The organism is Vreelandella jeotgali Hwa, from assembly GCF_000334215.1.
Classification (GTDB): Bacteria; Pseudomonadota; Gammaproteobacteria; order Pseudomonadales; family Halomonadaceae; genus Vreelandella; species Vreelandella jeotgali.
The window spans coordinates 1-14,905 of the sequence record NZ_AMQY01000012.1; the positions used below are offsets into that span (position 1 = coordinate 1).

General features: G+C 63.9%; 14 protein-coding genes. 10 read left to right on the forward strand and 4 right to left on the reverse strand.

Annotated elements, in window-relative coordinates:
- The first annotated feature begins 323 nt into the window (after positions 1–323).
- From C793_RS0105330 to C793_RS0105350, 5 genes are all read left to right on the forward strand, one after another.
- Positions 324–914 carry an ATPase gene (locus C793_RS0105330; protein ID WP_217994461.1) on the forward strand — a complete coding sequence of 197 codons (591 nt, stop codon included), beginning with the start codon at positions 324–326 and terminating at the stop codon, positions 912–914.
- The gene (locus tag C793_RS0105335) at positions 911–1,105 is read left to right on the forward strand and encodes a hypothetical protein (protein ID WP_017429913.1); all 195 of its coding nucleotides are present in this window, start codon (positions 911–913) and stop codon (positions 1,103–1,105) included. The genes C793_RS0105330 and C793_RS0105335 overlap by 4 nt, the downstream gene beginning before the upstream one ends.
- Before the next feature lie 477 nt (positions 1,106–1,582).
- Complete coding sequence (locus C793_RS0105340) at positions 1,583–3,073, forward strand: methyl-accepting chemotaxis protein (protein ID WP_017429914.1); 1,491 nt, start codon at positions 1,583–1,585, stop codon at positions 3,071–3,073.
- 171 nt (positions 3,074–3,244) lie between these two features.
- The gene (locus C793_RS13555) at positions 3,245–4,744 is read left to right on the forward strand and encodes an MFS transporter (RefSeq protein ID WP_217994462.1); all 1,500 of its coding nucleotides are present in this window, start codon (positions 3,245–3,247) and stop codon (positions 4,742–4,744) included.
- A gap of 118 nt (positions 4,745–4,862) precedes the next feature.
- Positions 4,863–6,056, forward strand: coding sequence for a DUF4236 domain-containing protein (locus C793_RS0105350; RefSeq protein WP_017429916.1), 1,194 nt, complete (start codon positions 4,863–4,865; stop codon positions 6,054–6,056).
- Here C793_RS0105350 and C793_RS14445 read toward each other — a convergent pair.
- A complete protein-coding gene (locus C793_RS14445; RefSeq protein WP_156804916.1) occupies positions 6,043–6,324 on the reverse strand; it encodes a hypothetical protein in 282 nt (93 codons plus the stop codon). The genes C793_RS0105350 and C793_RS14445 overlap by 14 nt on opposite strands.
- On the opposite strand from C793_RS14445, the gene C793_RS0105355 reads away from it, so the two are divergent.
- Complete coding sequence (locus tag C793_RS0105355) at positions 6,323–7,003, forward strand: type 1 glutamine amidotransferase domain-containing protein (protein ID WP_017429917.1); 681 nt, start codon at positions 6,323–6,325, stop codon at positions 7,001–7,003. The two genes, C793_RS14445 and C793_RS0105355, sit on opposite strands and share 2 nt — an antisense overlap.
- Positions 7,004–7,035: 32 nt before the next feature.
- Here the strand turns inward: C793_RS0105355 and C793_RS0105360 are convergent, their stop codons facing one another.
- Together C793_RS0105360 and C793_RS0105365 are read right to left on the reverse strand one after the other, a co-directional pair.
- A complete protein-coding gene (locus C793_RS0105360) occupies positions 7,036–7,761 on the reverse strand; it encodes a phosphatase PAP2 family protein (protein WP_017429918.1) in 726 nt (241 codons plus the stop codon).
- 194 nt (positions 7,762–7,955) lie between these two features.
- The gene (locus tag C793_RS0105365) at positions 7,956–9,206 is read right to left on the reverse strand and encodes a M20/M25/M40 family metallo-hydrolase (RefSeq protein ID WP_017429919.1); all 1,251 of its coding nucleotides are present in this window, start codon (positions 9,204–9,206) and stop codon (positions 7,956–7,958) included.
- A 381-nt stretch (positions 9,207–9,587) separates the two neighbouring features.
- Here C793_RS0105365 and C793_RS0105370 point away from each other — a divergent pair, with 381 nt between their 5' ends.
- From C793_RS0105370 to C793_RS0105385, 3 genes are all read left to right on the forward strand, one after another.
- On the forward strand, positions 9,588–11,045 hold the full coding sequence (locus C793_RS0105370) for a sodium-dependent transporter (RefSeq protein ID WP_017429920.1): 1,458 nt from the start codon (positions 9,588–9,590) through the stop codon (positions 11,043–11,045).
- A 124-nt stretch (positions 11,046–11,169) separates the two neighbouring features.
- Positions 11,170–12,075, forward strand: coding sequence for an alpha/beta fold hydrolase (locus C793_RS0105380; RefSeq protein ID WP_017429922.1), 906 nt, complete (start codon positions 11,170–11,172; stop codon positions 12,073–12,075).
- Positions 12,076–12,093: 18 nt separating this feature from the next.
- Complete coding sequence (locus C793_RS0105385; protein WP_017429923.1) at positions 12,094–13,146, forward strand: patatin-like phospholipase family protein; 1,053 nt, start codon at positions 12,094–12,096, stop codon at positions 13,144–13,146.
- On the opposite strand, the gene C793_RS0105390 is transcribed toward C793_RS0105385, so the two are convergent.
- A complete protein-coding gene (locus C793_RS0105390) occupies positions 13,143–13,727 on the reverse strand; it encodes a Smr/MutS family protein (RefSeq protein ID WP_017429924.1) in 585 nt (194 codons plus the stop codon). The two genes, C793_RS0105385 and C793_RS0105390, sit on opposite strands and share 4 nt — an antisense overlap.
- A gap of 305 nt (positions 13,728–14,032) precedes the next feature.
- Between C793_RS0105390 and prmB the strand changes: the two genes are divergently transcribed.
- Entirely contained in the window at positions 14,033–14,899 is an 867-nt protein-coding gene (gene prmB / locus C793_RS0105395; RefSeq protein ID WP_217994463.1) for a 50S ribosomal protein L3 N(5)-glutamine methyltransferase, read from the forward strand.
- Positions 14,900–14,905: the final 6 nt, after the last annotated feature.

Consider the following 14,905-nt stretch of genomic DNA (forward strand, 5'->3'; position numbering starts at 1 on the left):
GGAATGCCGGTGCGCTGCACCTGCGCCACGCCTTGCCCAACCGCTGGTTCGCTCAGCGTGGGTTAGTCTCGGTATTGGATACGGCAAGAGGGCCCAGTCGTTCTTCGTGAACCGCCGTGGTACGGAACCGTATGCCCGGTGGTGTGAGAGGACGGGGGAGGCAACTCCCCCTCCTACTCGATCGTGCGGTTAATTCACGCTGCTATGGCCCGACAAGTGCTATTTGAATTAACGCTCTCCATCGCTGAAACTGATCCTTCGCACGGATAATCGAGCGCATGGCTGAAAAGGCTTTTCATGCCTGTGTGAGGGAGTAGGTGACGATGAGTTCTGAAAGGCGAATGCCGACCTGCTGGATCGTTGCCGGCCCTAACGGAGCCGGTAAGACAACGTTTGCGCTTCACTATTTACCTCAGGTAGCGAACTGCTCGCGCTTTATCAACGCCGACTTGATTGCCGCCGGATTATCGCCCCTGGCACCGGAAAGAGAGCTTCTCTCTGCCAGCCGTATTTTTCTTCGCGAGATTGAAAATGCCGTTGAACAGGGTGAGGATTTCGGCTTTGAAACGACCCTTTCGGGTCGAGGATATCTGAACCTGGTGAGGCGGCTGGTTGATCGGGGCTGGCGAGTTGAACTGGTATACTTGGCACTTCCTTCGGCAGAAATGTCGCGTTTACGCGTGGCAGAGCGAGTCTCCCATGGTGGTCACCTCATTCCGTTGAAGGATATTCAGCGCCGCTTTCCGCGGAGCCTTTACAATTTGCTGATGCTCTATGCGCCCAGTGTTTCCCGAGCGCGCTGTTTTATGAACGCCGGAGATACACCACAGCCGGTTTTTGAACAGGTTGGGCAGGAGCGCCAGGTTCTCGATAATCAACACTACAGTCGACTCGTCAGGGAGGCGCAGCCATGACTCAGTTGGCACCGGATACCCAAGAAATGCTCAAAAGCCTCCGCACTGCCGTCGCTGATACGCTGGAGCGTAAGCGTCGCCTGGGGCAGTATGCCGTGATCTGGCAGGATGGTAAGCCAGTGTTGGCCGGCGATGATGCGCTGGCTCAAGAAGTGAACGTCCAGCATGAGCAGGGCGAAAAATCTCATTGATTCTGTCATTTTTGGCTCTTCGGCATCTGATATGAGATTCCCCACACGCCGTGCCTCAGCTTGAAAAACGCACCGAGGTATTGTCGTTCTCGATGTTTTCGATATGGCAGAGGATATTCAAGCTGCGTTCGAGCCGTTTGCCACTGTCATATCATGACCCTTCGGGGCGCCACACCGGAAAAGCAGCGCGCCAAATTCGTCACTCTCAACAACAACAGCATTCGCTGGCAGCCGGGGTTTACGCCAGGCAGGTTGAAAACTTGACCCTTCATGGATGCCTGTGACGCTTAATCAGAATGTTGCAATCAACGGCTTGCCGGCAGAAGCTGAACCCGGGCCGTGGGAATGAGCGTGCGCGCAAGCGCCGTGTGGTGGAGAGGGGGCCGTGTAGTGAAAGGGGAAGGGTGCGGCGAAAAGCACGCGTGGCGAGACAGAGTCGCTTTACATCAAGGTAACAGGTAATAAAGGATCAACCCGATGCCGAATGTATCTTTCCGGGATCATGTGGCGCGTACCGACAGAATCATGTGGCTGCCTCTGGTCTCGATTGTTGTGTTCTGCCTGATTGTGGGAATTTTTACCCGGACGCTGCCGCTGGCACTGGTCACGGGCGTCGTGACGCTTCTGCCGACCCTTGCCTTGCAGCGCTGGGCGCCGGGGCACCTGGCAAACGGTTTTCTCAAGGCGGCCGTGATGATGGTGTGGTCGGCGGTATTGATTGATCAGACCGGCGGCCTGATCGAGGCGCACTTCAGCATTTTTATCCTGCTTTCGGCGCTCATCCTGTATAGCGACTGGCGAGTTATCGGCTGCGGCGGCCTGGTGATTACGGTGCACCACGTGGTGTTTACCTGGTTGCAGCAACAGGGCGTGGTCGAGATTTATCGCAATATGGGCAGCGGGGGACACGGCGAATACGAGACCGCCATGGATCTTTTCCAGTGCCTGCTTATGCACGGCGGTGCGGTTGTGGTGCAGGTCGTTATTCTCGGGTACCTGGCTATTGTGTTGAAAAGAATGGTGATGGAAGGGCTGCATGTGAGCCGTTTTGCCGTCGCTGCCGGCGCCGGTGAGCTGGATATGGACTTTACCCCCAAGCAGCGCCGGCTGCCTGCGGTGGCGGCCGTACTCAACATGCGCGACCAGGTCGTGGCCAGCCTGCGCAAGACCCGGGAGGCCGCCGGCCAGGTATCGGAATACAGCCAGAACCTGTTTGACTCCCAGGAGCGCCTGAGCCAGCAAACCACGCGTAACAGTACCCAAACGGAGAAAATGTCGAGCAATACCACCGAGCTTGCGGCGACTACCCGTGAAACCGCAGACGAGTCACGCCAGGTACAGCAGCTGGCCAGTCAGGCGGAAGAGATGGTGGAGCAGAACCGTCGGCAGGTGGATGAAATGCGCGAGATGATGGGCGTGTTGAGCGACTACGCCGGTCAGGTACACCAGATGCTGGGAGAGATCGACAACATTACGTTCCAGACCAATCTGCTGGCGCTGAATGCCTCGGTCGAGGCGGCCCGCGCCGGTGAGCACGGTCGCGGCTTTGCCGTTGTCGCCAATGAGGTACGCACCCTGTCGAGCAATACCCGGCAGACGGCGGCGCGGATACGCGACGTGATCGGCATGACCAGCGAACAGGTCGCCCAGGGGGTCAAGCAGACCGACGCCGTCTCGGAGACCACCGGCTCGCTGACCCGCAGCTTTGCGCAGGTATCCGAGCGCCTGAGCAACATGGATGGCGCAATACAGCAGCAGCACCAGGGCGTGGAAGAGCTGGAGCAGAGCGTCACCGAAATTTACAACGCCCTGGAGCAGTCGCGCGAGGCGGTCGAGCATGCGCACCACATGGCCAATCAGCTCTCCGGCACGGCGGATACCATGATGGCATCGGTGAGCGAATTTACCCTGCCCGCCTCGGGGCAGTCCGAGCGGCCGGACAATCCGCCGTCGCTGCCGGGCGCCTGATGCGTTGCAGGCCCTGCCCGCTCGGGCGGGCAGCCTGATAAGTGACCGCTCTGTCGGGCGGCGTTGGTAGAACACGCACAGAGGGAGCGCTGCTGATGGACGGCGCGCTCCCTCATTTCATGGTGGATCACGGGCGCCGGCCGAGGGTCGGCATGACGAGGGTAGCGATTCGTGCAGAGTCAGGCTGAATCAGGCAAGACGCAGGATGAGGTGGGCCGCGATCCGATACGCTGGCGGGTGCTGATCGTGCTGCTGGGGGCCATTGCCATGTCCCTGATCAGCGTCAGCATTGTCAACGTGGCGTTGCCGTCGGTACAGGCAGGGCTGGACGCTTCGCAGTCGGATCTGCAATGGGTGCTTTCCGGCTATGCGCTGACCTTTGGCGTGGTGCTGGTCGCGGCCGGCCGCGCCGGGGACATCATGGGGCGCGGCGGCATTTTCATCATCGGCGTCATGGTGTTCACTCTGGCCTCGGTGGCGTCGGGGCTCGCGCCCAATGCCACCGCGTTGAATACCGCGCGGTTTATTCAGGGCGTTGGGTCGGGGCTGCTCAACCCTCAGGGTGTGGGCATGATCCAGCAGTATTTTCGCGGTAGCGAACGTGGCCGCGCCTTCGGTTTTTTCGGTAGCGTGGTCGGGGTCTCGGTGGGCATTGGCCCGGTACTGGGCGGCCTGCTGATCGGGCTGGGCGGCCCCGATATCGGCTGGCGGCTGACGTTTCTGGTCAATGTGCCCCTGGGAATCATCACGCTGATCATGGCGTTTGCCTGGTTCCCGCGGCCGCTGTTGCGCGGCGCGCCCGGCAGTGGCAGAGGCGTCGCCCATCAGGTGCGCTATCTCTGGCGCTCGCTGGACCCCATCGGTTCGTTGCTGCTGGGGCTTGCGGTATTTGCCATGCTGCTGCCCTTCATGGAAGCGCATACCACGCCGCTGAGCTGGTTGTGGCTGGCGGCGGGGCTGGGTCTGCTGGCCGTCTGGGTCCGCTGGGAGCGTTTTTACGCGCGCCTGGGGCGCAGCCCGATGGTCGACCTGAATATCTTTGCCACCCGCAGCTTTACCAACGGCTCGCTGATCATGATGCTGTACTTCACGGGCATGACCAGCATCTGGGTGCTGGTCGCCCTTTATATACAGGAAGGCGTGGGCAAAACGGCGTTGCAGGCGGGGCTGGTGAGCATGCCTTCGGCGCTGCTCTCGGCGGTCTCCGCCAACTGGGCGGGCAAGCGCGTTGCTCGGTACGGCCGCAAGGTGGTTATTGGCGGGCTCTGTTGCGCTGTGCTGGGGCTGTCGCTGTGCATCAGCGTAATTCTGCTTCACGCCGGTGGCTATATCAGCCCCTGGTGGCTGATGCCGGCGCTGGCGTTGGTCGGGCTGGCCCAGGGCTCGGTGATCAGCCCCAACCAGACGCTGACGCTGGCCGAAGTGCCGCTGGCCTATGCCGGCAGCTCCGGGGCGATCATGCAGACCGGTCAGCGGATCGGCACGTCGGTGGGCATCGCCATGATTACTGCGGCGGTGTTCACGCTGGTGGAGGTGGCTTCCTGGCCGGTGGCAGCAGCCGGCGGCTTTGCTATTATCGCGCTGGTGGTTATCGCCGCCCTGGCGGTGGCGATCAAGGATCAGCGCGAACGGGTCGCGGCCCGGAAGTCCGCCCCCGGCGGGCCGGCATGAGCGAATGCCGCCGTGCCGGCAGGCGCTGTCAGTCAGCAGCGGCGTCTTTGCTTCGGCAGCGTCCTTGCTTCGGTGGCCTTTTTGCTTCGTTAGAACAGCCGGATGAAAAGGGAGCTTTATGGGATTTCGATTTCAGCGGCGCATGACCCTGGCCCCCGGTTTGTGCCTCAATGTAAGCAAAAGCGGCGCGGGGATTTCCGTGGGGCCGCGCGGGGCCAGCGTGAGCCTGGGGCCGAACGGAGCCTACGGTCATGCGGGTATTCCCGGCACCGGCCTGGGGTATCGGACCAAGCTGAACAAGGCCGGGAGTGCCCAAACCGGAGCGTCGGCATCGGCGCCTTCGGGGGAAGGAGGCCTGGCGGTTGAGCTTCAGGTCAGCGATTCGGGGCAGGTCGCGTACCGGTACGCCGACGGCACACCCATGAGCGATACGGATGCCCGGACCCTGCGCCGCGAAGCCGAGGCGGAGATTCGCGAGCGCCTGCAGGCCCTTTGCGAGAAGCGTAATGCTGACCTGGTGGCGCTGGGCGAACTGCATCAGGATACGCCGCCGCCGGGGCCGGAGGGCTATGAGCCCCGGTCGTTTGACGAGCTGCCGCCCACGGCACCAACGTTGCGCCCTCTGCGCTGGTGGCAACGCCTCTGGCCGCCGGCCGGGCGTCGTCGGGCCGAGGATAACGCTCGTCGTCGTGCCGACTTTGATGCCGCCTATCGCGATTGGGAATGGCGCAAGGGCGAGTTTGATGCCGCCGAGTTTGCCCGCCAGCAACGCGAGAACAGGGGCGTCTGGGACGACTTTGACGCCATGGCCAAAACCCTCCACGAGCGCCTGGAAGAAATCGACTGGCCCCGGGAAACCGAGGTGGATTTTGACCTGGGCACCGATGAACGCACCATCGCCCTGGACATTGACCTGCCGGGCGAAGACGAAATGCCCGACCGCGAATGGAGCATGCCGCCCAAGCGGCTCAAGCTGACCCCCAAAAACCTCAGCGCCACACGCCAGCGCAAACTGTACCGCGACCACGTTCACGGCATTGCCTTCCGCGTGCTCGGGGCGGTGTTTGCACGGCTGCCGGCGGTACAGGAGGCGCGGGTATCGGGATATCGCGAGTCCGTCGATGCGGCGACCGGCAGCAGGCATGATCAGTATCTGTACAGCATCAAGGTGACCCGGGAGCGCTGGGAGCGCATTCACTTCGATGCGCTGGAAGAGGTCGACCCGGTTGCCGCCGTGGAAGCGTTTACCCTGCGCCGGGACATGACCAAAACCGGTATTTTCCGCGGGATAGACCCGTTCAAGCTGGTATAGGCCCGGCGTGATGGCGGTGTAACGCGCTTTTACAAAAGCGATGCAATATACGCTTTTTGTGGAGTTTTTGCTGCGTTAGTATCACCTCTCTGGATATTGTCAACCAACCCGGCATGTCATCATGGGTCTTTTCAGAAATGATTTTTCCGGGAACGGCCTTTTCAATAGCGGCATGCACCAGCACAGCAGGCGCGGGAAGGGCATCTTCCAGCAGCTTGCTGAAGCGGCATGCCAACGCGGATAACGAAAAAGCGAGGAGCCTCATCATGAGCCAACGTATCCTGATCGTACTCACGTCCCACGATCAGCTGGGCGATACCGGCAATCCCACCGGCTTCTGGCTGGAGGAGCTGGCCGCGCCCTACTATGTCTTTCAGCGCGCCGGCGCCGAGCTGACGCTGGCCTCACCCGCGGGCGGGCAGCCGCCGCTGGACCCCGCCAGCGATAGCGAAGACGGCCAGACCGATGACACCCGCCGCTTCAAGCAGGACAGCGACGCCCAGGCGGCGCTGAGCGCGACGCACCGCCTGGCCGAGATGAACGCGGACGATTTCGACGCGGTGTTCTACCCCGGCGGCCACGGCCCGCTATGGGATCTGGCCGGTGACGACGACTCCCGCCGCCTGATCGAAGCCTTCATCGCCCAGGGCAAACCGGTGGCCAGCGTGTGCCACGCGCCGATTGTGCTCGCCAATGCCCGCAATGCCGACGGCGAGCCGCTGGTCAAGGGCCGCGAAGTGACTGGCTTTACCAACGGTGAAGAAGACGCCGTGGGGCTGACCGAGGTGGTGCCGCATCTGGTAGAGGACACTCTCAAGCAGCAGGGCGGTGAATATGCCAAGGCCGAGGATTTCGCGCCCTTTGTGCGCGTGGACGGCCAGCTGATTACCGGACAGAACCCGCCGTCCTCGGCGCCCACGGCCGAGGCGTTGATGGCCTGGTTTTAACCGCCGCAACAGGCTGACAAGCCCGCCGCCTGTTAGTGCGGGCGCTTCAGCAGCCATGCCTTGAGCCTGTGCTGGCTGCGCTCCATCCCCCCGGCGATAGCCGCGCTACTCTTGCGCGCGACCGGCGTGCACAGCACCCAGGGCAACAGCAACAGCACAATCGAAAGCGAGCCGACAAGGATGTCGCTCAGCCAGTGGGCGCCCACCATGACCCGGGGCGCGACCGCGCAGGCCACCAGCGCCAGGCTGACGATTCGCGTCAGCCGATCACCGAACGTGAGCATGAAAGCGGCAAAAATCATCGACATGATGCCGTGATCCCCGGGAAAGCTGCCGCCCGACTGATCCTTGGTAGCGAAGTGCACGAACTGCGAGAGCAGGTTGGCATCGTCGAATACCCTGGTGGGGCTGGGATGCGAGTAGGTGATCAGGTTGCGTACCAGCTCGTTGACCAGCCCCGCGGTGATCAACATGGTCACACCGCTACCGAACCAGCGCCGGAACCCGCCCTGCCGGTCGCGATAGCTTGCCAGTATCATCGTGGCCAGCATGGCGACCATGATCACTATGTCGTACTTGCGGTTGTTGAGCGCGGCCAGTACCACGCTCCAGCGCGGATTTTCGTCGCCGATGGTCTGGTTGAAGAACCAGAACACGGCGTCGTCGAGATACGTCCAGACGGTAAAGGACGGCATCGCCCAGCTCAGTAGCAGAGCAATGCCCAGGGTGTTGAGGATGATGATTCGGCGGGACAGCATGGCAGACTCCGGGGCGCGGCAGCGGGCTGAAAAAACTCGCCGGCTCTGTGGACGGTGTACCGCGGCAGGAGCAAATGTCTGCCGATAAAAACACCGTTTGAGAACCGGCGAGTGCTACTTTACCAGCCTGGCGATGGGTCCGCTATTTTTATCCCCCGAGGCGGGCAGGCCGCCCCGGGGGCGTTTCCCTGAATTTACGACGCGTCGTCGTCGGGCTTGTCGCTGCCCTGGTGGGCCAGCGGCCTGGCGTGATCGAGTCTCGGGTGGTTATCGAGGAATTCACGCGCGAGATCGGGCATCTTGTCCAGCGACTGAATGGCCTGGGTCAGGCCGTGGATCGCCGCCATCACGTCCCGGGTGTTGCCGGTTTCCGAGATGGTGTGCATGTTGCGGATGGGAAAGCCGATGGACGTCGCCGCGCAGTCGACGCTCGCCAGCACGCCGGCCATGCCGTCGGTGCCGGTATCCACACCGACGATATCGCGCTGAAACGGAATCTCGTGCGCCTGAGCGGCCTGGGCAATCACCCGGTTGAGCTGTTCGCTGGCAATCGAGCCCACCGACATGGTGAAGCCCTTGCCCATTTCCAGCGGCTGCATGCGCTTGTCGCCGATGCCGGGTGCGGCCACGTAGTCGTGATTGACGTCGACGCCGATCAGCGCGTCGGGCTTGAGTTCGCCGGCCAGCACGCGGCTGCCAAAGCGGCCGATTTCCTCGTAGCTGGCCACCGCAAACATGACCCGTACCTGGTCGGTGCCGCCGGCCTCGGCGATCAGCCGGGCGATCTCGGCGGTAGCAAAGCAGCCCAGGCCGTTGTCCAGGTAGGCGCCGTAGAAGGTGTCCGGGCTGAAGCCTTCACGGATGGGCCGGTCGAAGATAATCGAGTCGCCAGGACGCACGCCGAGGTTTTCCACCTGCTGTTTTTTGTTCTCGCCGTGAATCTGCAGATCGAGGTAGATCTGTTCCTTTTTGATGCCTTTTTCACCGCTGCGCTGTGCCGGCGCGGAGAAGTGGATCGCGCCCAGCGCCTCCACGGTGCCGCCTTCCAGACAGCGGTAGTCGCCGGGCGCGTCCGGGTCTTCGCTGAACAGCTTGACCTCGTGGCCGATGAGTACCGAAGGCAGGAAGGAGTCGGTGTTGATCCAGATCTTGCCGTCCTCGCCGATGGAGCGCACCTGCATACGGATCTTGTCGGCGTGGCCGATAAGCATCAGCTTGAACATATCGTCGCGGCCGGGATGGGTGTCCAGCACCACGCCGGCGTTGCCCTTGAACTGGTGCAGCTGCCAGTCCTTGGGCGCAAAGCTCTCAAAGTGCGGCTTGAGCACGCCATAGGTCATGGCCGCTTCCAGACCCACGGGGCTGGGAGCGGCGAGAATGTCGCGCATCAGGGAGAATTGCGCGTCGGGCATGCTGTGTTGCCAGGGGGCCTGGGTTGTGCTCATGGTGATACCTTACTGGTTGGTTGCCGGTGTTGGTTGCCGGTCGGCTGCGTCGTTTGTGGCCAAAAGGCCGTGCGCACGGGCGGCGCCGCCCACGGGATCGGCCCAGGCGTCGGGGTAAGCCCGGCGTCGGGCGGAGGCGGATCGATTGCGCGAAGAATAAGCCGTATATCGTAATATTCTGTCACGGGCCGGCCAAATCAAGGGCTGAGGCGGCGGCGGGCGCTTATGGCGTCGCCATTGCCCGCTATTGGCTGATGGTCTGACGCCCGTCGGCCGTCGATTGTGTCATGCTGCCCCGGCGGTGTCGGGATGCGGGAGCCCGGTGCGTCGGGTAAAATCGCGCCACATGATGATGTCACGAGTTAAAGGGATGGGGTGCCAATGACAACTTCACAACAACCTCGCGCGCAGTGGCTGGGCCGCTGGGGCTTTTTGCTGGCGGCGACAGGCTCGGCCGTGGGGCTGGGGAACATCTGGAAGTTCCCCTATATTACCGGCGAGTTTGGCGGCGGCGCCTTCGTCCTGGTGTATCTGGTATGTATTTTTGCCGTCGGCGTGCCGGTGATGATGACCGAAATCTCGCTGGGCCGGCGCGGGCGAGGGAGCCCGGTGGATGCCATCCGCCGCGTGATTCACGAATCCGGCCGTGGTTCGCTCTGGTCGCTGCTGGGCTGGATGGGCATGCTCTGCGGCTTCATGGTGCTGTCGTTTTACGTGGTGGTCGCCGGCTGGTCGTTTTCCTACCTGTGGAAAATGCTCAGCGGCGGCATCACCGGCTCCAGCGTCGATGACATGGTGGCGGTGTTCTCGGCCAACAACCAGAGCCCGCTGAATCTGGGTTTCTGGAGCACCCTGGTTACGCTGGCGACGATGTTCATCGTCGGCAAGGGGGTGCAAAAGGGCATCGAAAAAAGCGTCGGCTGGATGATGCCGGGGCTGGTGCTGATGCTGCTGCTGTTGATCATCTACGGCGCGTTTTCCGGCGGTTTTGGCGAGGCCGTGCATTTTCTCTTCGCCTTTGACGCCGGCAGCCTGTCGAGCGCCGGCATGCTGGCGGCGCTGGGGCACGCGTTTTTCACCCTGTCGCTGGCATCCGGGGCCATTCTGACTTACGGCAGCTATCTGCCCAGTAGCGCCTCCATCGGGCGTACCGCCATTGGCGTGGCCATTGCCGATACGGTCGTGGCGCTGATGGCGGGGCTGGCGATTTTTCCCGCGATTTTTGCCAACGGCATGGACCCCGGTGAAGGCCCGGGGCTGATCTTCATGAGCCTGCCGCTGGCGTTCCAGTCGATGCCGCTGGGGACGCTGTTCGGCGTGCTGTTTTTCGCCATGCTGTCCATGGCCGCGCTGACGTCGTCGATTTCCATGATCGAGGCGACGCTCTCCTGGCTGTGCGACAACAAGGGGCTTTCACGCCCTCAGGCGGCCTGGGGCGCGGGTATCGTGCTGTGGCTGGTGAGCACTCTGGCGATGCTGTCGTTCAACGTCGGCGCCGACTGGACGCTGTTCGGCAAGAACTTTTTTGACTGGCTGGACTATCTGACCTCGCGCCTGATGATGCCGCTGGGCGGGCTGGGCATGGTCGTGCTCGCCGGCTTTGTGCTGAAAGGCGAGATCTTCCGCAAGGAGCTGGCGCTGTCGCCGCTGATGCACGCCGTCTGGCTGTTCATGGTGCGCTACGTCAGCCCGCTGGGGATTCTGGTGGTGTTTATCGATGCGCTGGGTCTCTACCAGGTATCCTTTGCCGCTCACTGGCCCTGGCTGCTGGCGATTCTGGTGGCGATGGTTGTGGCCGGAGAGCTGTCAAGCCCTCGGCTGGCCCGGACGCTGCGTTAGCGTACCAGCCAGGCGCCCACGGCAATGGCGGCGATGAGGGTAATAAAAAAGATGCGATTGCGCGCAACGGTATCCCGGTGTGGCTTCATGGCGCCCCCTGGCGATGCAGAAAAGGTAAACGGTAATGCAAGACATTGATCCTGGCATGGTAGCCGCTGAGGCTCCCGGCGTCACTTCCCTGACGCTGGCCGAGGGGCGTCTCGGGGCGCTTGCCTGGGGGCGCTCCGACGCCCCGGTGTGGCTGGCGCTGCACGGCTGGCTGGATAATGCCGCCAGCTTTTCGCGGCTGGCCCCGGGCCTGGCCGAACGGCTGGACGTGCGCATCGTGGCGCTGGATTTTCGCGGCCACGGCTTATCAGCGCCCCATGTCGCGGGCGGCAGCGACTATGCCCTCTGGGACTACTGCCACGACGTGCTGGACGCCCTGGACGAGCTGGACGTGGCGCGGGCGGTGCTGATGGGGCACTCCATGGGCGCGGCGGTGGCATGCCTGCTGGCGGCGGCGTTTCCCGAAAAGGTCGAGCGTCTTGTCCTGGTGGATGGGCTGGGCATGCTCAGCACGTCGGCGGAACAGGCCTCGGATCAGCTGCGGCGCGGCCTTCTGGCACACCGTATGCGCCCCTCGCGGATGCCCGGCTATGCGGATGCCGACGCCGCCGTGGCCGCCCGGGTGGCCGGCAGCGTGACGCCCATCGATGCCGATACGGTAGCGCCGCTGGTGGCGCGTAACTGTCAGCGGCTGGATAGCGGGCGGATCGCGTTGCGCACCGACAGCCGGCTGCTCAAGCCGTCGCTGGTGCGCTTTACCCGGGACCAGGTACTGGCGCTGCTGGGCGATATTGGCTGCCCGGTTCAGCTGATCGAAGGCGACCAGGGCATTCTGGGCGAACGCGCCTGGGCGAAGCAGGCTCGCGCTGCGGTGCCGGATCTGACCCGCTGTGTATTGCCCGGCGGGCACCACCTGCACCTGGAGCGCGACGGCGTCGACAGCGTGCTGGAGGCGGTGGTTAACCACCGCCAGGGCGAGTAGCCCGCCGCAGGAGGGCGTATGGACGAAGCCATGAAAAGCCGTGGGTGCAAGGTCGCGCTGGTGCTGGGCAGCGGCGGCGCACGCGGCTATGCACACATTGGCGTGATTGAAGCGCTGGAAGCGCGCGGCTTCGAGATTATCGCCATCGCCGGCTGCTCAATGGGCGCTGTGGTCGGTGGCGTGTACGCCGCGGGCAAGCTGCCCGAATACCGCGACTGGGTGTGCCGGCTGGATTACCTGGACGTGCTGCGGCTGGTGGACGTCACCTGGAGCCCCATGGGCGCCATGCGTGCCAACAAGGTCATGGACAAGCTGGCCGGCCTGGTGGACGACATCGAACTGCAGGACCTGTCGGTGCCGGTGACTACCGTTGCCACCGACATGACCCGCCAGCGCGAAGTCTGGTTTCAGCACGGGCCGCTGCTGCGTGCCATTCGCGCCTCCATTGCCGTACCCGGTGTGATTACCCCGGTAACGCTGGGCGACCAGGTGCTGGTCGACGGTGGGCTGCTCAATCCGCTGCCGATCATGCCGGTGCTCGCGGCGCACGAAGCGGATATCGTCATGGCGGTCAACGCCACGGCGCATACGCCCCGGCCGGTCACGCTGGATGAGATGCTGCCCGCCGATGCCGCCCCGGCCGAGCCGCCGGCAGCTACCCGGGAGGGCGCCGACACCATGGGCCACTGGGTTAGCGAAGTGAAAAGCGCGACCCGGCGGCTATGGGGCGGGTTGGGCTGTGCCGAGGACAGGTCCGACGCCGAGCTGCCCGGGGCAGAAGCGCCGGATGCCGAGGCGCGCGGCAAACGCGAGTGGGGCAAGCTCGACATGATCCTGCAATCGTTTGATATTACCCAGGCCGCGCTCGCCAGGTACAAGGTAGCCGGCTACCCGCCGGATGTGCTCGTGGAAGTGCCCAAGACCGTATGCAGCGCCTACGAATTTCATCGCGCGGACGCCCTGATACGGCTGGGACGCACTCTGGCCGACGAGGCGCTGGAACAGCATCTGCGCAGCGAGGCGCGGCACGACTCGCCCTGCGTCGATAATCCCCCCGACGAGCCCGATTAGTCCTGGCCGCGCCCGGGCTTGCGCAGCAGCACGTAGAGTGCGCCGGTGCCGCCGTCGGCGTCCGTCGCCGAGCAGAACGCCAGCACTCCCGGCCATTCGCGCAGCCAGGCGTTGGTATGGCTTTTGAGTACGGGAAAGTCGGCCATGCCGCCCCGGGCCTTGCCGTGTACCACCATCACGCAGCGCATCGCCCGGGCGCTGGCGTCGTGCAAAAAGCTCTCCAGCTCGATGCGCGCTTCTTCCAGGGTGTAGCCGTGCAGATCAAGCCCCGCCTGCCAGCCGGTCTTGCCGCGCTTGAGCTGGCGAAACGTGCGCCAGGGCAGGTCGGGCACCGAAAACGCCAGATATTCCGACGGGCGCACGGCTTCCACCCGGCCGTCCGAGGTGCGGCCGGTGGTGTTCAGCGTCTGGCTTTCCACCGCCGCCTGGCGCCGGACCGACTTGTCGACAATGGCGGGGCGTGGCTTGCCGGTATTGGCCTGGTTCGTCTGAATGCGCCGCACGCCGGCGGCCTCGAGCGCCTGACGGAAGGCGCTGACGTCGTCGGAAAGGTCGTTATCGGGGTCGTGGCGGCGGGTCATGGCAAGCTCGTCGTCGGAAAATACAAAAAACGCAACAGGGTAAAAAACGTGAAAGCCGATGGCAGATGCACAGTATAGCGGTCCTGGCGCTGCTGTGAACCGGACCGCGCGGCAGGTACAATCAACGCCTGTCGCGCCGCGGCATGGTGCGTCCCGCCTGTGTTCCGTGAGACCGCCCTCGTTGGAGGGTACCGCCCGAGGAGTCCCGTTTGTCATTCACCGCCCGTCGTTCGCCCCGTTTTGCTTCAACGCTTGCTCAGTCCGACGCCGAGCTCGCCGCCGAGCTCCCCCGCCTGCGCGACTGTATGCGCTGGGTAACCAGCGAATTTCACCTGGCCGGGCTGCATTACGGCCACGGCACCGCCTCCGCCTGGGATGAAGCCGTGGGGCTCACCCTGGGAGCGCTGCACCTGCCCTGGGACGTGGACCCGGCGGTGCTGGATGCGCGGCTGCTGCCGGTGGAGCGGGCGCGGATCGTGGCGCTGGCACGTCAGCGGATTACCCGCCGCGAGCCGCTGCCGTATCTGCTCGGCGAGGCCTTTTTTGCCGGGCTGGCCTTCAACGTGGATGAGCGCGTGCTGATTCCCCGCTCGCCCATCGCCGAGCTCATCGAGGACGGCTTTGCCGCCTGGTTCGGCGATGAACCCCCGGCGCGGGTATTGGACCTGTGCACCGGCTCGGGCTGTATCGGCATTGCCACGGCGCTGTATCTGCCTACCGCCGAGGTAACGCTTGCCGACATCAGCCAGGACGCGCTGGCGGTGGCGAAGGAAAACATCACTCGCCACGACGTCGGCGATCGCGTGCGGGCGGTGGCGTCCGACCTGTTCGCCGGCCTCGCCGGCCAGCGTTTCGAGCTGATCGTCGCCAACCCGCCCTACGTCGATGCGCGCGATCTGGCGGCCATGCCGGCTGAGTATCGTCACGAGCCGGCGCTGGCGCTGGGAGCCGGGCACGACGGCCTGGATATTGTGCGGCAGATGCTCCGCGAGGCGCGCGAGCATCTGACCGATGACGGCTGGCTGATGGTGGAAGTCGGCAACTCCGATTGCCACCTGGCGGCGGCCTTCCCCGACGTGCCGTTCATGTGGCTGGAATTCGAACGCGGCGGGCAGGGCGTTTTTGTGCTCTCCGCCGCTGAACTTGACGCCTGCGCGGCGTCTTTTGCGTGAGGACAT